Here is an 18,538-nt window from a genome sequence, read left to right on the forward strand (position 1 = left end):
TTGGATACTGAAATTCAAAAAATCAATCCTCTATTTCAAGTGTTTCCAAAATCTCAGCAAGCTCGTCAAAATCTTTGAGCCCAGGTTTGATTTCATCTCCGCCTTCTAAGGAGATGCCTTTGATATTTGTTTGATCTACCGTTTTTTCAATGTTGGAGGCCTCCAAACCAAAGCCCAACAATACCTGACATCCTTCTGCTAAAATTCTGATTTTTTCGATTACAGATGCATTGAGAGCCAATTGCTCAGAGGTCAATAGGAGCGTTACATGATGTTCGTCATAGGAACGAGATTTTTTGATCAGCTCATCTAAATCTGTTATGTCTTCGAGTTTTTGATGAAGAATAATCCCAAAGCCAGTATTTACCAGCATTTTGAGGTGAATTTCTTCCTGGATTTGAATATGATGAATGCCTTGGTATTCTTTGAGATGGGTGAGAATTCTTTCTGGATGCGTATGTTCAAACTCAGCCACATATTCCAGACCTGAAAGCCAGTCGGTGATTTCTTTGAATTTTTCGGGCGAGATAAAATTTTTACTGTTTTCTTCCAAGTTGAAACCCATCAGGTTGACCTGCATTCCTGCACAATAGCGTGCGTCTGAAAGGTTATTGACTGAGGATATTTTCACAAAAGTTTTTAATGCCATTTCTAATTATCTTGTTAATTGTGACGCTAAGGTAAAAGATTTCATGCGAAAAATGTATTTTTAGCACGTGCTTAAAGCTCCCTATGTTGAAGAAGGTTTATATACTCTTTATTTTTGCTTTGATTTCCTGTGTGGAAACGGAGAATCCGCTTACAGACTTTGGTCAGGACTATCAGCCATTGGCAGTAGGTAAGTTTTGGGTTTACCAAGTAAGCGAGACAATAGTTTTTGGTGAAGGAGATGCAGAGGAACGCGATTTTTTTATAAGGGATGTAGTCCAATACAGTTACAGGAATGCTGAAGATGAAGTGGTTTTCGTTTTAAAAAGAGAAACTTCCACTGATTTAAACTCTTGGATGGGTGAAGGGAATTACTCTTTACTAATTCGCAGAAATACATTAGTTCGTCAATTTGAAAACCAAATTACCGTGCCTTTGGTTTTTCCTCCGGAGCTTGGTAGAACTTGGGACGCAATGGCCTATAATGCTTCAGTTACAGATATGTATGAGGTAGACTTCAGGGGGAATGTTACTTTGGGAGAACAGACTTTTCAAAGATCCGTAAGGGTTCTTCAGGAAATGGAAGATGATGAAATTACCTTTAGAGACAAGCGTTATGAAGTATATTCAAGAGGAGTTGGTATGATTGAGCAATATTCTGAGGTTTTTACCTATTGTTCAAGGAATGATTGTCTTGGAGAAATGATATTGAATTCAGGTAGGCAAACCCACCTAAAAATTATAGAATATGGAGGTTAAAAAACTTTACATGACTTTTTTATTTTTATTGTGCTTTGGGCTTTGGGGACAAGCTCAAAACAGATATGCTGTACATTTTAAATACAAACCACAGGAAAAATTTTCTTTGGCTAATCCTGCGGATTTTTTAAGTCCGATGGCTGTAGAGAGAAAAGCCCGGTTTTCAGTAGAATTGGATAGTTTGGATCTTCCCGTATCAGAAAAGTATATAGAAACGATCAAGCCTTTTGTTGTGGAAATTCTTTATCATTCTCATTGGCTAAATGCCTCCTTGGTTATTGCTAACCCTGAGATGATAGAGCAGGTGATGGACCTTGATATCGTCGAAGATGTGATTTTGGCGGCCCCTGGCTTTGTCCCTCAAGGTAGGGTAGGTTCAAAAAGCAATGAAAAAGCAGGTTTCAACATTCACCTGAAAACCAAAAATTCAAAGTCTACAGAGGCTCCGTTTGAATTTCAAAACCAGCTTCTTGGAATACAAGAAATGCATGAGGAAGGCTTTAGAGGGAAAGGGGTTACCGTAGCTGTTTTTGATGCAGGCTTTCCAGGGGTCAATACTATTCCCACTTTATCCCATATTGTAGAAAATGGGAAATTGCTTGGAGGCAAAAACTTTGTTCATCCTTGGGATAAAGATATTTTCAAGTATAACCAGCATGGATCAAATGTTTTGTCATTGATTGCCTCAAATGATCCAGAGACCTTAGTGGCAGGTGCTCCTGATGCCAATTTCATCCTTTGTATCACAGAGGAAGTTCCTACCGAATATAGGATTGAGGAATATAATTGGGTGAAAGCTGCCGAATATGCAGATAGTCTAGGTGTAGACATCATCAATAGTTCTTTGGGTTATCTGGACTTCGATGACAAAGAGATGGATTACACCTTTGAAGACTTGGATGGGGAAACAGCCTTGATTACAAAAGGCGCTAATATTGCTTCTGAAAAAGGTATTTTGGTTGTGACTTCTGTAGGAAACTATGGGAGTAGAGGCCTCTCTTCTTTGACCGCACCGGCAGATGGCAAAGGAGTGTTGTCTATAGGCTCTGTTAATGGCAATCTTGACCGTTCAGGATTCAGTTCACAGGGACCTACCTCAGATGGTCGGTTCAAGCCCGAATTGACTACAAATGGTGAACAAGTCTGGCTGATGAGGTCTAATGGAAATCTAGGAAGAGCAAATGGGACATCTTTCTCAGCACCGCAAATTGCGGCATTGGCAGCAGGCCTATGGGAAGCAAAGCCGGATTGGAACAAGGATCAACTCTTAGAAGCCCTATATAGAAGTGCAAGTAATTTTGAAGACCCTGATAACTTCTTGGGTTATGGCATTCCTAATTTTACCAAAGCCTATTTGGGAGAAATACTCAATATCATTACTGTAGAAGAGGAAAAATCCTGGAAAATTTTCCCTAATCCAATCAGCGGCAATTCATTATTTGTCAACTTTGGAGACCTATACCAAGGGGAATTTTCCTTGTTTGATATGCATGGAAAAGTTCTTCAGCAATTGACCGTTAGCAGGGATTCGCTTCAAGAACCCTTTCAAATTCAGATTCCCACTTTGAATAATGGCATGTATATAGTAGAGATGCACTCTGGAAAGGATGTGAGGAGGACAAAATTGTTGAAAAAATAGTTAGGGAAGCTGTTTTTTGCTTGTTTTGCAGATTATCTTTTAAAAGCCCAGATTATGCCCGTTCAAATTGCCCCCTCTGTATTGGCCTGTGACTTTGCCAATATTCAAAGAGAAGTTGAAATGCTCAATACCTCTGAAGCCGATTATATTCATGTGGATATTATGGATGGTGTTTTTGTTCCAAATATTTCATTTGGTATTCCAGTGACACAAGCTATTCACAAGCATGCCCGAAAACCACTGGATGTACATTTGATGATAGTCAATCCTGATAATTACCTGGAGGCATTTAGAAATGCGGGTGCAGAAATTATTTCCGTACATTATGAGGCCTGTGACCACTTGCATAGAACTTTACAAGCAATCAAACAGCTTGGAGCCAAAGCAGGAGTTGCCATCAATCCACATACTTCTGTAGACTTATTGGAAGATGTGATCAAAGATATAGACTTGGTATGCATCATGTCAGTTAACCCCGGTTTTGGAGGTCAAAAATTTATAGAAAATACTTATCAAAAGGTAGAGAAGCTTAAGAAACTGATATCGCACAAGGGAGCCGATACACTCATAGAAATTGACGGTGGTGTAAATAAAAACAATGCGTCACTTTTGATGGATGCAGGTGCGGATATTCTGGTTGCAGGAAGCTTTGTGTTTTCTTCTTCAAATCCTCATAAGACTATCCAAGACCTTAAAAAGCTTTAGAAATCAGGTAGATAGACTGTATTCCTTTGGTGTGTAGTATTTGCCATTTAACAAATTTTAAGCCCTTTTTATTATTGAGTTTCTTGTGATATTGGGCTTAAATTACTTTATTGTAAATTAATCAAGATTCACATTATCAATTAAAACCAATTATTGCAATGAAAAGAATATTCCTTTTGGCGCTTCTAATGTTCGGAGTTTTCAGTGTTCAAACCTTTGCTCAAGAAGAGAGCGAAGATGAAGTAACTGAAGAAGAAATGAAAAAGTATGCCGCTATGGAGGTAAAAGTCCAGAATTACATTCAGGAGAAACAAACTACCATGGAAACAATGATCAAGGAAAATGAAACCTTGGGCGGAGGTGCTAGATACAATGAGTTGAAAGGTGCTTGGGGCAACGAAGAAAAGTTGGCTGAAATCGAAGCTACTGAAGAAGAGAAAGAAGCTTTTGCCGAAATTCAGGAATATATTGATTCCATTGGAGATGAAGTAAAAGAATATATGACAGGCCTGATTATGGATGCTGAAGTATTGGGTGCTGCTACTTATAATAAAGTAAGAAGAGCCATGAGTGCTGATCCATCAGTGAAAGAGCAAATCGACAACCTTATTGCCGAACTCAAAGAAAACGGTGAAGAAGAAGATAGCAGTGAAGGTGACGAAACCGACTAAGCAATAAAATATTTTATTTATAAAGATGGCTGTCAATTTTGGCAGCCATTTTGTTTTTTGTACCTATATAATTTTTACTTTGGTACTCGTTAATCTTAAAGTATGCAAAAATTTCTTCTGGTATTCTCCTTGTATTTTCTAAGTACAATCTTTGTTTTTTCACAGGATGATATATTTGGTATTGATACCAAGGCCAGGCCGAGCAGAAAGTCCAACAACGAATTGGGGAATTTCACCAGAAATGTAGTGAGTATGTTTTCAGTGGAGTTTTCAGGTGGTGGGGCTTATTACAACCATTTGATGAATTTCAATTCAGAAATACCTTCCCAATATCCAATCGGTCAATATAGGAACCTGGATTTACCCAGAGAACTTTCTGCAGAAGATACTGTCAGACTTACTTCAGGCAATTACGCCTACCCTGTAAATCTGGGTATAAGGATGAATCTTTTCAATACCATTACTATAGGAGGCGGATATGGAAGGGAATTTGGCCAGGCAAGTTTTCCAAGAGGAGAAGATTACCAATTACCTTTTGATAGAGAACGCTATACTTTCGATAGGTATTATGGAACTGTCGGGTTGGTCTTATATGATGCCAGAAAAAGAGCTAAGTTCCTCAACTGGAGGTACAGAAAATATGCATCCCAAAATATTTATATGCAGGGTGAGAAAAACCAAAGAATCCGACAAAATTATCCTTGGAGATTTATTGCCGAAGGGGAGTTTGGAAATTTGATTCTTAGGCAAAACTTGGATCAAAGACTTCTACAGGCAGACCAACCTTTTTACAGTGTAGCCTTAAGAATAGAAAGAGACTTTTCGGAATATGCGCGACTTTTTGTAAAAGCAGGTGCAGAATTCAGAAATTTCATTTATCAGGCAGAAAATATTTCTGAATTTCAAAATTTAAGTCAGACCCTTTATGTAGCACAAGTGGGGATTTCAGTCAGCATGCCAGGTACCAAAAGATGCAAAGTTCCGGGTTGTGGTGTGGTAATGAAGCACTTACATGATGGGGTTGAATACAGGGGCAGTTCTATCTTTAGATTTCAAAACCGTAAGGTAGGTCAATGGTACGGAAATTGATTTTTTAAGGTGTTCCATTGACCAAATAATGTATTTCAAAACCGTATTCTTTTTATTAACTTGCCAGCTTATTGAGCACGAATAAAATATGGCGCAAGGAGAAAACGAGAACATTATACCTATTAACATAGAGGACGAAATGCGTGGAGCCTACATCGATTATTCGATGTCGGTAATTGTTTCCAGAGCACTTCCAGATGTACGAGACGGACTTAAGCCGGTACATAGAAGAATACTTTTTGGAATGCAGGAACTGGGAGTACTGCATAACAAACCTTATAAAAAATCAGCAAGGATCGTTGGGGAAGTATTAGGTAAGTATCACCCTCATGGTGACTCTGCCGTTTACGAAACAATGGTACGTATGGCCCAGCCTTGGTCCCTCCGTTATCCATTAGTGGATGGACAGGGTAACTTTGGTTCTGTGGATGGGGATAACCCCGCTGCGATGCGTTATACTGAGGCAAGATTGAAGCGTATTGCGGAAGAGCTCCTCATAGATATTAACAAAGAGACCGTTGATTTCCAGCTTAACTTTGATGACTCGCTCAAAGAACCGGTAGTTTTGCCTGCAAAAATTCCTGCCCTTCTTCTAAATGGGGCTTCGGGTATTGCAGTAGGTATGGCAACCAATATGGCACCTCACAACTTAGGTGAAGTGGTAGACGGGATCATCGCTTTTATTGACAACAGAGAAATTACTATTTCGGAGTTGATGGAATACATTGTCGCTCCGGATTTTCCTACAGGCGGAATTATTTACGGTTACAATGGAGTCAAGGCAGCATTTGAAACCGGCAGAGGTAGAGTAGTTATCCGTGGCAAGGCTGAAATAGAAACCAAAGATAACGGCAAAGAGGCCATCATCATTTCCGAAATCCCATATTTGGTCAATAAGGCCAGTATGATTGAGAAGACAGCCCAACTTATTAATGAAAAGAAAATAGATGGGATTTCTGCTATCAGAGATGAATCTGATAGACAGGGTATGAGAGTGGTTTATGAATTGAAAAGAGATGCCATTCCAAATGTTATTTTAAATAATTTATACAAGCAAACTCAGCTTCAGACCTCATTCTCAGTGAATAATGTGGCTTTGGTCAAAGGCCGTCCGCAAACACTGAACCTCAAGGATATGATTTTCCATTATGTCAATCACAGGCATGAGGTAGTGATCAGGCGTACTGAATATGAACTGAGGGAAGCTGAAAAAAGAGCTCATATCCTAGAGGGGTATTTGATCGCTTTAGACAACCTCGATGAAGTAATCTCCCTGATAAGAAGCTCAAGAGATCCTGAAACCGCAAGGAACGGTTTGATGGAGAAATTTGAACTGAGTGAGATTCAAGCCAGAGCCATTCTTGATATGAGACTTCAGCGTCTTACAGGTATGGAAAGAGATAAAATCCAAGCTGAATACAAAGAGATAATGGCTTTGATTGAAGACCTGAAAGACATTCTAGGCAGTGAAGAAAGAAGAATGCAGATCATCAAAGATGAACTGACTGAAATAAAGGACCGTTATGCGGATGCAAGAAGAACTGTCATTGAGCACAATGCGGAGGACTTCAGCTACGAGGATATGATCCCCAATGAAGAAGTGATTATTACAGTTTCTCATCAAGGGTATGTGAAAAGAACGCTTCTTGCTGAGTATAGAACGCAAGGAAGGGGAGGAGTCGGATCAAAAGGTGTAAGCACCAAAGAAGATGATTGGACTGAATACCTTTTTACAGCTTCTACTCATAATTACCTGTTGATTTTTACGGATCATGGGAAGCTATTCTGGTTGAAAACCTACGCTATTCCAGAAGGGTCCAAAACTTCCAAAGGAAGACCCATCCAAAATCTGATCAACATAGAAGCTGAAGATAAGATCAGATCCATTATTCAGGTTGCTGATTTGGATGATGCGGATTATATCAATAATCATTTTCTTGTGATGGTCACCAAGCAGGGGATTATCAAGAAGACTACTTTGGAACAATATTCAAGACCCCGCTCCAATGGAATTATCGCACTGAACATTCGCGAAGATGACCAGCTTTTGAGGGTGGATATGACCAATGGCGATTCGCATATCATTATTGCAGCGAAATCCGGAAGAGCAATCCACTTCCATGAGTCCACGGTGAGGCCGATGGGCAGAACTGCCACGGGTGTAAAAGCTATAAAGTTAAGTGATGTTAATGACGAAGTCGTTGGCATGGTATGTGCATCCAGAGAAGATGCTAACTTGCTAGTAGTTTCCGAAAAAGGCTACGGTAAGCGGTCACCACTCGATGAATACAGAATCACCAACAGAGGCGGAAAAGGTGTGAAAGCCATGAACGTCACTGAAAAAACCGGTAGCCTTGTGGCCATCAAAGAAGTAGTCGATTCAGATGATTTGATGATTATCAACAAGTCCGGTATCACAATCAGAACTCCAGTTGCCAATCTCAGGGTAATGGGAAGAGCTACTCAGGGAGTAAGGTTGATCAAACTCAGTGAAAATGACCAGATTTCATCCGTTGAAAAAATCGAAAAAGATGAAGATGAAGTTGAGGAAAATCAGGATATTCAAAATCAGGATGAGTCAACCGGTACTCCAGAAGATAATGGAGGCGAATAATTAAATAAACTATTAAAACCATTCAATTAGCAAAAAACAATACAATGAAAAAGTTAATCTTTACAATGGCATTAGCGGTTTTAACGACAATGGCTTTTGCCCAGAAGAAAGTGGCGAGATCAGCAGAGAGGAACTTCAAGAAAGGAAATCTCGAAGAAGCTATTGCTGAAGCTGAAGAAGCCCTTCAACACCCAGATACCCAAGGCGAGTCTTCAGTTTTGCTAACCAAAGCAAAAAGCCAGACTAAGATGTTTGACATGGAGGAAGATATCACAGCTTCTACTGTTTCTTTAGGACGTGATGCTTTTAACAATTTCCAGAAAGTAATGGAAATGGAAGATGGAGACAAGTCCAGTAAAGTAGGAAAAGAAGTTTACAAAGACGATATTCCGGATTTACCGGAAAACTTAAGGCCATGGAATATCAATACACTTAAAATGTCAGCTTTCAACAAAGCAATTATGGCTTATGAGGAAGACGACTTCGCAATGTCCTATGAGATGTTCGCATTGGTTTCTGATATTGATCCATCTGATACCACTTCAAACTTCAATGCAGGTTTCTTGGCAAATGATCTTGGGAAAACTGAGGAAGCCAAAATGCACTTCAACAGGTTGTTGGAAATCGATGACTACAATAAACTGAATACGTACTATTTCCTTGTCCAAATTGCCAGTGGTGAAGACCAAGACCCAGAAGCAGCTTATGAGTATGTGATGATGGCTAGAAAAGACTATCCGGAAGACAAGACCCTAGCCGAGTTCGAAATCCAGTTGTTGCTACAAATGGAGAAAATGGATGAGGCTTTGGCTTCAGTGCAGGAAGCATTAAAAGCAGATCCTGAAAATCCAGGTCTTTTGTTAAGATATGGTTATTTGATGGAACAATCAGGTGATTTGGACGGAGCTTATGCTCAATACAAAAAATCTGTAGAAGCTGATCAGGAGTTCTTTGAAGGTAATTTCTATGCAGGTGCCATTCTTTTGGAAAAAGCGAGAAAAATTATCTCCGAAATCAACGATCTTTCTGATGATGAGTGGGAAGAAAAAGCTCCTGAAATGGGAGAGAAAGCAGATAGTCTTTATGAAGAAGCTATTCCTTATTTCACAAGAGCCGCTGATTTGAGAGAAGGAGAAGCATCTGCAGAGGCATTGGAGCTTTTGTTCCAGATCCACTCCAGATTGAAAAACACTGAGGAAGCTGAAAAATATAACCAAAAATTGACTGCGATCTTCGGTCCTGATTGGATGGAGAGATAATAATCATTCAATTTTATATAAAGCTATCCGGAATATCCGGATAGCTTTTTTTATGTTTATACGTCTTCAAACCCTTTGGTAAAAAATTAGTTTTTTTGTTCGAATCATCTTTTACATTTTACACAAATTGATAAAGTATGAAAAATCCCAAGTGCTTACTCTTGAGCATTATTTATTTGTTTATTACCCATGCTTACGCCCAATATTCCCCATCTTCTGCCTTATATCATGAGCTCCTAAGGTTTGAAGAAACCAAGAGGGTACTTTACGTGGCAGCCCATCCAGATGATGAAAATACTAGATTGATAGCCTATTTGGCCAATGCAGAAAATGCAGAGGTAGCTTACTTGTCTTTGACCAGAGGGGATGGTGGCCAAAACCTTATCGGAAAAGAGCTGGGTATTGAATTGGGAATGATCAGAACCCATGAATTATTAAAAGCAAGAGAGACCGATGGGGGAAGACAGTTTTTTTCCAGGGCTCTGGATTTTGGCTTCAGCAAAAATCCTGACGAAACATTCAATAATTGGGACAAGGAAAAATTGCTTTCTGATGTCATCTGGATCATTCGTAGCTACCAGCCTGATATTATCATCAATAGGTTCAACACCATACCTGGTACTACACATGGGCACCATACTTCTTCTGCGATTCTTTCCACAGAAGCATTTACAAAAGCAGCTGACCCAACTGTTTTTCCAGATCAGCTCACGAAAGTCAAACCATGGCAGGCAAAAAGGATTTTTTGGAATGCCTACCAGTGGGGAGGCCAATATGAACCGGAAGAGGGAAAAGTTTACCATGAATTTGAAGTAGGCAAATTGAATCCACTTTTGGGGAACACCTATTCTCAAATTGCCGCAGACAGCAGGACCATGCACAAATCCCAAGGCTTTGGTTCAACAGCCCAAACCGGCAGAGCCAGTGATTTTATTGAAATGATTGATGGAGAGCCTTTCGATGAAAATCCCTTTGAAGGAATTCCCAATAGATGGCTGCAGCTTAGACAAGGAAAAGCTGTACAAGATGCCATTCAAAAAGCATTAAGGGAGTTTAATTTTCTTAGTCCTGAAGCTAACCTGAATAATCTTCTTGAGATTAAGATGCTTTTGAAAAATGAAAACGCAGAAGAGAAATGGCTACAAGAGAAAAAAGAGCACTTGGATAAGTTGATCTTGCAGCTACTTGGTGTAAAGGCGGAATTTATTGTAAAAAAGGAAATCGGCCACCCAGGGGAAAAAATCAATGCTGAGTTTTTATTCAATAATCCTTCTTCCAATCAAATCAAACTTGAGAAATTTGAAAGTGAAATATTCACGCTGAACCTTAATGCAGAAGCCAAAAGCAATATTCCGGTCACAAAATCATTGGAAATATTTATTCCCAAAGACTATCCTGTTTCTCAACCTTTCTGGCTTGAAAATCCTACTGAAAACAGTCTGTTTGGTATAAATGAGCAATTAAAAATAGGTCCTCCCGTCAATGGCCCTAATCTGTCAGGGTATCTTCATTTTTCCATTGAAGGGCATGAGATTTCAATCAATATACCATTAAAGTACAAGTACAATGACCAAGTGGATGGTGAAGTCAATCAACCTTTCACGCTAGTGCCAGAAGTCACTCTAAGTTTGGATAAAAATAACCTTTTCCTTATTCCTGGTGCAGATGATGAGCTGAGCGTTGAGGTATTATTCAGGGACAGAATTTTGGAAGGGGAGATAGAAATTCAGGGATTGGAAAATAACCAATATGATATCACTTCTTCGGAATTAGACGAACGGAGAAAAAGGATACTTTACAGACTTAAGTTTAAAGATTCCGATAGAGAGAAGAAAACTGTGCAGGTACGCTTTAAGGCAGCTGATGGTAGGGTTTTTAATCAGGACATGAAAAGAATCCTGTACAAGCATATTCCCAATTTGACTTATTTTACCCAGACAGACCTGAATTTGGTTAAAATGAATTTGAAGATTTCCGGTCAAAAATTAGCTTATGTACCTGGTGCAGGAGATGATATGGCGGATATTTTGAGAAGTCTTGGATATCAGGTCAGTATATTGGACAATGGGGATTTAAATTTCAATAGACTTAAGGACTTTCAGACAGTTATCATTGGAATCAGAGCATTCAATGTCAATCAGAGTCTGGCCAATAATGTGGACCAATTGATGGAGTTTGTAAGGGAAGGGGGAAACATGATCGTGCAATACAACACTTCCTCTCCCTTGTTGACCCGGGATTTAGGTCCTTTTCCATTCAGTATTTCAAGAGATAGGGTTACAGTGGAAGAATCTCCTGTGAAAGCAGATTTTTCACATTCTGTATTAAGTTATCCAAATCAAATTGAAGAAAAGGATTTTGATGGCTGGGTACAGGAAAGGGGACTTTATTTTGTGAGCGACTGGGATAAAAATTACAGTACTCCCCTGATCATGCAAGACCCAAATGAAAAGGCTACCCAAGGTGCTCTCATCCATACGAAATATGGAAAGGGAACTTATACCTATTCTGGGATTTCCTGGTTTAGGCAACTTCCCGCAGGTGTTCCTGGAGCTGTTAAAATCTTTGTCAACCTAATCGAACAGACAAGTGAAAAATAACATTACTTGGAAAAACTGGTACATTGCCCTTATGCTCACGCTGGGCATACTAGTAGTATTGTTTTACTGGCTTCAAACCACCTTTTCATGAGTTCATTAGATTGGATTGTCCTTTTTGGAACTTTGATCACCATAGTCGGGTATGGGGTTTACAAGACTTATGGAGCCATGGATATGGACAGTTACATCCGTGGCAAAGGGGATATGAACTGGTGGACAATAGGTTTGTCTATCATGGCAACTCAAGCATCTGCCATTACTTTTTTAAGTACACCTGGTCAGGCTTATGAGGACGGGATGAGATTTATCCAGTTTTATTTTGGTCTTCCATTAGCTATGATCATCCTTTCGGTTACTTTTTTGCCGATTTATTACAAATTAAAAGTTTATACAGCCTATGAGTTTTTGGAGAATAGGTTTGACTTAAAAACAAGGACATTGGCAGCATTGCTTTTTTTGGTTCAAAGAGGACTCGCAGCGGGAATTACAATTTATGCGCCGGCCATTATCCTCTCAACACTATTGGGCTGGAACCTGACATTTACTAATATCTTTATTGGCGTTTTGGTAATTATATACACCGTTTCAGGAGGGACCCGCGCTGTGTCAATTACACAAAAACAGCAAATGGCTGTAATGATGGGAGGGATGGTTCTTGCTGGTATTCTGGTGATCCAAATGCTTCCTGTAAAGTTCACAGATGCACTCCATGTAGCTGGCAAAATGGATAAGCTCAATATTGTCAACTTTGAATTGAATCTCTCGGACCGTTATAATTTTTGGTCGGGTATGACAGCGGCGCTGTTTCTGTTTTTGTCCTATTTCGGGACGGATCAATCACAAGTTCAACGATACCTGACAGGGAGCTCGCTCAAACAGAGCAGAATGGGGTTGATGATGAATGGGCTGCTTAAAGTCCCTATGCAATTTGTTATTCTTTTTATAGGGGTCATGGTATTTGTTTTTTACCAGTTTTTTCAGCCGCCTGTAGTTTTCAATAAGGTCCAGGTCGAAGCTTTGGAAAATTCAGCCTACAAACAGGATTTTATGCTTTTGGAGGAAGAGTTTACAGCCTCTTTCAATGAAAAAAACCAAGAAATTATGGGGCTGCTTCAAGCTGTAGAGCAGGAAGAATCTTCTGCTATTGAAAGTGCAAGGCAAAGAATCAAAGCCCAAGCTGAAAGACAGGAAAATGTCAGGTCAGAGGTGAAGGCTTTGATGTTGAAAAACAACCCCGATGCTGAGACAAGAGACACAGATTATGTATTTATGCGCTTTGTAATGGATTACCTTCCAAAGGGTATAGTAGGTCTTTTGTTTGCTGTTATATTTAGTGCAGCCATGTCATCTACTGCATCAGAACTGAATGCTTTGGGCTCTACTTCTTTGATCGATATTTATAAAAGGTCTTTGGTAAAGAAAAAAAGTCAATACCACTATTTGATATCATCCAAAGTTCTCACGGCATTTTGGGGGATTTTTGCCATTCTCTTTGCTACTTATGCGACCTTATTCGAAAACCTGATTCAAGCAGTGAATTTATTGGGATCACTCTTTTATGGAACGATTCTGGGAATTTTTATCGTAGGCTTTTACATGAAATGGGTACGGGGGCACGCTGTTTTTATTGCGGCATTTATTGCGGAAGCAATTATCCTTTTGATTCACTTCAATAATGGAGGTTCTTTGTTGGGTGTTGAAATTGATATTGGCTACCTATGGTACAATGCGATAGGCTGTATCACGGTGATGCTGTTCTCAGCATTAATTCAACCTATTCTACCAGGGAAATCACCTGAGCCCAGAGTTTTAGATGAATATGAATAAACGAAATAAAAAAAGCAGGTTGTATCAAGACCTGCTTTTTTTTGTTTAAGTAAAAAGATTATCTGGTGATTGGTTGTGGAAACACAGCCATGCTTTCATGTCCTTTTTCTCCTACCGCTTGCACTGCAAAGAAGTAGTTGTCCTTGGAATAAGGGATAGTTAATTCCATGTTTTCTGTGTAAAATTTCTTCTCCCACATGGAAGCATCAGTTTCACGCATCAAGACATAATAGCCTTTTGCCTTACCGGTGGCTGGGGCTTCCCATCTAAGGGTAGTCGTATTGCTTAATCTCCTTACATCAATACCGACCATTTGTGGTTCTGATGGGGCTGATGCCATGGATGCCAGAGAGGCTAGGTTCATTGCAGCATTTTTCCTAATGTATTCATAGTCTACAAATTCAGGAAGATCACCGTATTGGATTCCATCCTCTAATCTGACATTTTCATGTTGGTGATAGTAATTTTCATTCATTTCCGTCACCCTGATAGCTGTAAATCCTTCCCGGGCAAAAGGAGTGTGGTCTCCACCTCTGAGGAATCTGTCATTTCTATAAATTAATTTCACTTCCAACTGGTCAACATACCTTTCTCCCAATTCTTTCATATATCGGGCTAATTGTCTGGATTTAGAATCATTTTCAGCATTGGTATACCTCCTGATGGCTGACATTTGCTCTGTTTCTGCCATTGGAACTCCTTCAGAAAAAATCCTCACGCGGGTATTGTCAAGTATGTTGGTTTCTGAAGAATGACTGTTACCAAGCATATCATTGTTAAGCATTGCTACCAAATTCCAATTTTCATTTTTTGCTTTTTCGGCCAGATAGGCAGCTCCTTTTAATCCTTGCTCTTCGCCGGACACAATGACGAAGATGATTGTTGACGGGAAAGAGCGTTTTGACATGATTCTGGCCAACTCTATGACAGCTGCTACTCCTGAACCATCGTCGTTGGCTCCAGGTGCGTCAATTTCAGTATTCATCACATCCAAAGCACGGCTATCAATGTGAGCTGAAATCAAAAATACCCTATCATCATCAGGGTCTGTGCCTTTTAATGTGGCCATGATATTGCCCAATTGTGAGTCCGTTGGAATTCTTCTTCCGTCTGCTTCAACAGTGAAGCGGTCAATTTCAGAACTCAATCGGCCTCCAGCTTCTGATTCAAAAGATTTGAATAAGCTTAGGACATATTTTTGAGAAGCCAAAATGCCTTTATCCTCACTATCTGCACTGAGCGTATGGCGTGTCTTGAATGCTGCAAGTTGCATTACATACTTTTCAAGATTTTCAGCTGAAACCTCAGAAACCATTTTTTCGATTTCAGGATTTTTATGAATTATGGTTTGTGCTTCTGCCAAATAAAAGCTGAAGTAGGTAATTAAGAGTAAAATTCTTTTCATCTTTAATATAATACTATGGTGAATCTTTAAATTTACCTGTAGATACACTGAATTAAAACCCTTATTACATGAATGAATTATTGATTCCGCAGGTTGGAGAATATGCACCGTATTATGAGAAATACATAAAAATGGTGAAGGATAAGAATATTTTCCAATTGTTAATGTCTCAAATTGAAGAAGTTCGATCAATTTATGAACAGTTGGGGGAGGAGAAAAGCAATCTTACCTATGAACCCGGGAAATGGACTGCCAAGGAAGTGCTGGGTCATATGATGGATACAGATAGGGTGATGGCTTATAGAGCAATGTGTATTTCACGGGGCGAAGTGCAGCAGCTGCCGGGCTTTGATCAGGATGAGTATGTGAAAAACAGCAAATTCAACGAGACCTCCCTATCGGTGATTTTGGAGGAGTTTGAAATGACGCGATACGCCATGGTAGCCATGTTCAAGAATTTCCCTGATGATACCTATCCCAATTTGGGAAATGCCAACCAAACCCCTGTTTCAGTCAGAGGGCTGATTTATATTGTAGCTGGTCATACCATTCACCATTTAGGTATTTTAAAAGAAAGATATATTTGAAAATCAGTGCTCTGAACAATGTTTTGAATGATTCTGCTTACTTTCTGAGATTGATTTGTTAGTTTTGTAGAATTTATCTATTTCAAAATAGTTGAAAATTGAAAAATGGAATGCTCAATTAGATTGGGTATTAAAAAGATGACTTGTCAAAAAATCTTGAATTAAGACTTTAAATTATTAAATATAAACAGATTAAATCGAGCCTGTCTTCCGGACAGGCAGGGATTCCCTGTCTGCCGACAGGTAGGCATCCCGATAAACCGGGACAGGTTATGACTTCTGAAAAACAATTATAGACATATGAAAAGAACTAGAGCACAAGAATCCAGAGCGGCAATCGAGAAACTTTACATCACCATGAGGCATCTCTTTATGAGAGGATCTTACAAGCCCATGGGAGTTTCAGGAGAGTCCTTGGTGGATTCACTTTTGGTGTTGAGTCCAGAAATCTACGGATTATTGGCACAGGATGAAAAAATCGAACTTGAAGGATTGCTATATGTAATGGAGCGATTGCCAAGAGGGATTGAAGAATGTCGTTACATCAGGCTTATCAGTAGGGAAGGTTATGAAAATTCCAATTTTCCTGTGATAGTACCTGCCAAAAGAAGAAGAAATTGTTACCGTGTTGATCAGGATCAGATGTATGTGGAAATGACCAGGGGAAGATCTGATATTTACGATATTCTTACGCACCTGACATTTCTCTATGTAGAATCCGAAAAAATCAAAAATAACGGAGCTGATGCCAAGGGACGAATTGGCTTGAATTGGGAAATGCTCGGAAAGATCGTGGAGAAGGAGGAAAACGGAGAAGAGATTGACCGTGAGGTGGCTTGTTCATACCTCAGTCATGTTATCGGGAGGACCTTTGATGAGACACATGAAGCGGTATTGAAATTTGAAGCTTCACCACATGCCAATAGCTTGTTCAGGATTGTTTACCACTTGGGCAAACTGGCCATGAGAGAAGCCAATGAAGGAATGGATAGGGAGATTTCTTTTTCTGCTACATTGAGGATGCGGGTAGGACATCATGTTTATGGAGAGCTTTGGGCAAACAAAATCAAAGCTGTTCTCCATCAAAATGGATTGCTCGAAAGGCCTATACATATTGTTTCAGCCAATTTGCACAGCTTTATCAACACGATTTATGGCCATCAATTTTTGGGGTTAAAGTCTTTTGAAGAGGTGGAAAAGGTTGCTATGGACATTAGCATCAATGCCAAAAACAACAAAGCCAAAGAAATCATAAACTATGCGAGAGACAACGGATTCATTGAAGTAAATGATGATTCAGGGACCAATATCCATGTACAGTTGATTGATACAGCTGCAATGTCAGCAGACTCCATCCTGGAGGGTTTGAAAATCCCTAAGGAAACCAAAAAGAAGCCAGTAATCCTTGTAATGGATTATGCCTTCGGTGAACAGGCTTATGAATGTTTTGATGAACTGCTTAAACCTTATGAAGCCGAAGATGGGAAAACATATCCTTTGGATGTTTTGTCCTGTTCAATTATGGGTAAGGCTGGAATACTTACAGGAAAAAAGGGGGATATCATGATTCCTGATAGCCATGTGTTTGAAGGAACAGCTGACAATTATCCATTTAAGAATGAACTGAGTAAGAAGGATTTTGAAGGCTTTGGACTTGGGGTATGCCAAGGAACCATGTTTACAGTATTGGGCACAAGCTTACAGAATAAGGATGTGCTGAGCTACCTGATGGAATCTTCCTGGAAGGCAATCGGTCTCGAAATGGAAGGTGCTCATTATCAGAAGGCCATTCAGTCAGAAAGCCTGATTAGACAGAGTATTCGAAAAAATGTAAAAGTACTTTATGCTTATTATGCTTCTGATAATCCTTTGGAAACAGGAAGTACTTTGGCTTCCGGAGCTTTGGGAATGGATGGTGTAAAACCAACATATTTGATAACATATAAGATTCTTGAAAAGATATTTAAGTAGAATATTTTGTAAAAAACTTGATTATCCAAATCCTCGATTGAAATCGAGGATTTTTTTATTTATAGATATTGGCTTTTTAACTAAAATTTACACTGTGTTTTCAATCATGACAGTTTATGATTTTGGTCATGTTTTAGGGATCAAACAAAGTGCAATTTTGAATCATCAAACCAAACAAAAAGGCCATGATACAATTCAAAATCAAAACAATATTTCTACTATCAGTACTGTTTTCAGCACTGGTTTTTATTCCCGCATCAGCACAGTCCAAATACGTATTAGGCTCTGGTCCTTCCTTAAGTATTCAAGGTGGCTCAACCCTTCACGATTGGGAAATGAAGTCAAGCGAAGCCAAAGGAGACGGCATGTTTGTTACAGAAGGCAATGAATTGAAGGATATCAAAAACCTTACTGTAAGCATGAAGGCTGAAACCCTGAAAAGTGGTACAAGAGGTCTTGACAACAACGCTTATAAGGCACTTGATACCAAGAAGAATCCCGAAATCAAATTCCAGCTAAAAGAATTTGTCAAAAATGGTTCAGCCTATACTGCAAAAGGTGACTTTACCATAGCAGGAGTAACCAAGCCAGCTTCTTTTCCAGTGAAGGTCAATCAGTCAGGGAACAGCTTCACCTTTGAAGGAAAGTATGACACCAAATTGACAAACTTCTCCATTGATCCACCTACAGCTTTGCTGGGAACAGTAAAAACTGATGATGCGATCAGCATCTCATTCAAAACAACCTTTCAAAAACAATAAAAT

At 39.4% G+C, this 18,538-nt stretch carries 14 protein-coding genes; 12 read left to right on the top strand and 2 right to left on the bottom strand.

Annotated features, from left to right (window positions below):
• Window positions 1–22 precede the first annotated feature (22 nt).
• Complete coding sequence (gene trpF, locus A33Q_RS16540) at window positions 23–649, bottom strand: phosphoribosylanthranilate isomerase (RefSeq protein ID WP_009033709.1); 627 nt, start codon at window positions 647–649, stop codon at window positions 23–25.
• An 83-nt stretch (window positions 650–732) separates the two neighbouring features.
• Here trpF and A33Q_RS16545 point away from each other — a divergent pair, with 83 nt between their 5' ends.
• The 9 genes from A33Q_RS16545 (at window position 733) to A33Q_RS16585 (ending at window position 13,811) form a co-directional block, all read left to right on the top strand.
• Entirely contained in the window at window positions 733–1,407 is a 675-nt protein-coding gene (locus tag A33Q_RS16545) for a hypothetical protein (protein WP_009033708.1), read from the top strand.
• Window positions 1,397–3,046 carry a S8 family serine peptidase gene (locus A33Q_RS16550; RefSeq protein ID WP_009033707.1) on the top strand — a complete coding sequence of 550 codons (1,650 nt, stop codon included), beginning with the start codon at window positions 1,397–1,399 and terminating at the stop codon, window positions 3,044–3,046. Before A33Q_RS16545 ends, A33Q_RS16550 begins: the two co-directional genes overlap by 11 nt.
• A 54-nt stretch (window positions 3,047–3,100) precedes the next feature.
• Complete coding sequence (gene rpe / locus A33Q_RS16555) at window positions 3,101–3,751, top strand: ribulose-phosphate 3-epimerase (RefSeq protein ID WP_009033706.1); 651 nt, start codon at window positions 3,101–3,103, stop codon at window positions 3,749–3,751.
• Window positions 3,752–3,909: 158 nt separating this feature from the next.
• Window positions 3,910–4,422, top strand: coding sequence for a hypothetical protein (locus A33Q_RS16560; RefSeq protein WP_009033705.1), 513 nt, complete (start codon window positions 3,910–3,912; stop codon window positions 4,420–4,422).
• Window positions 4,423–4,524: 102 nt separating this feature from the next.
• Window positions 4,525–5,511: a hypothetical protein gene (locus A33Q_RS16565; RefSeq protein ID WP_009033704.1), complete on the top strand. Its 987-nt coding sequence runs from the start codon at window positions 4,525–4,527 to the stop codon at window positions 5,509–5,511.
• Between the two features lie 88 nt (window positions 5,512–5,599).
• Complete coding sequence (gene gyrA / locus A33Q_RS16570; RefSeq protein WP_009033703.1) at window positions 5,600–8,125, top strand: DNA gyrase subunit A; 2,526 nt, start codon at window positions 5,600–5,602, stop codon at window positions 8,123–8,125.
• A 44-nt stretch (window positions 8,126–8,169) separates the two neighbouring features.
• Window positions 8,170–9,384, top strand: a complete 1,215-nt coding sequence (locus A33Q_RS16575) for a tetratricopeptide repeat protein (protein ID WP_009033702.1) — start codon at window positions 8,170–8,172, stop codon at window positions 9,382–9,384.
• A 137-nt stretch (window positions 9,385–9,521) separates the two neighbouring features.
• On the top strand, window positions 9,522–11,984 hold the full coding sequence (locus A33Q_RS16580; protein WP_009033701.1) for a PIG-L family deacetylase: 2,463 nt from the start codon (window positions 9,522–9,524) through the stop codon (window positions 11,982–11,984).
• Between the two features lie 87 nt (window positions 11,985–12,071).
• A complete protein-coding gene (locus tag A33Q_RS16585; protein ID WP_009033700.1) occupies window positions 12,072–13,811 on the top strand; it encodes a sodium:solute symporter in 1,740 nt (579 codons plus the stop codon).
• Window positions 13,812–13,869: 58 nt separating this feature from the next.
• Here the strand turns inward: A33Q_RS16585 and A33Q_RS16590 are convergent, their stop codons facing one another.
• Entirely contained in the window at window positions 13,870–15,216 is a 1,347-nt protein-coding gene (locus tag A33Q_RS16590) for a M20/M25/M40 family metallo-hydrolase (protein ID WP_009033699.1), read from the bottom strand.
• Window positions 15,217–15,284: 68 nt separating this feature from the next.
• Between A33Q_RS16590 and A33Q_RS16595 the strand changes: the two genes are divergently transcribed.
• From A33Q_RS16595 to A33Q_RS16605, 3 genes are all read left to right on the top strand, one after another.
• Complete coding sequence (locus tag A33Q_RS16595) at window positions 15,285–15,803, top strand: DinB family protein (RefSeq protein ID WP_009033698.1); 519 nt, start codon at window positions 15,285–15,287, stop codon at window positions 15,801–15,803.
• A gap of 300 nt (window positions 15,804–16,103) precedes the next feature.
• On the top strand, window positions 16,104–17,774 hold the full coding sequence (locus A33Q_RS16600) for a DUF6909 family protein (RefSeq protein WP_009033697.1): 1,671 nt from the start codon (window positions 16,104–16,106) through the stop codon (window positions 17,772–17,774).
• A gap of 185 nt (window positions 17,775–17,959) precedes the next feature.
• The gene (locus A33Q_RS16605) at window positions 17,960–18,535 is read left to right on the top strand and encodes a YceI family protein (RefSeq protein ID WP_009033696.1); all 576 of its coding nucleotides are present in this window, start codon (window positions 17,960–17,962) and stop codon (window positions 18,533–18,535) included.
• Window positions 18,536–18,538: the final 3 nt, after the last annotated feature.

The sequence above is a fragment of the Indibacter alkaliphilus LW1 genome (genome assembly GCF_000295935.2).
Classification (GTDB): domain Bacteria; phylum Bacteroidota; class Bacteroidia; order Cytophagales; family Cyclobacteriaceae; genus Indibacter; species Indibacter alkaliphilus.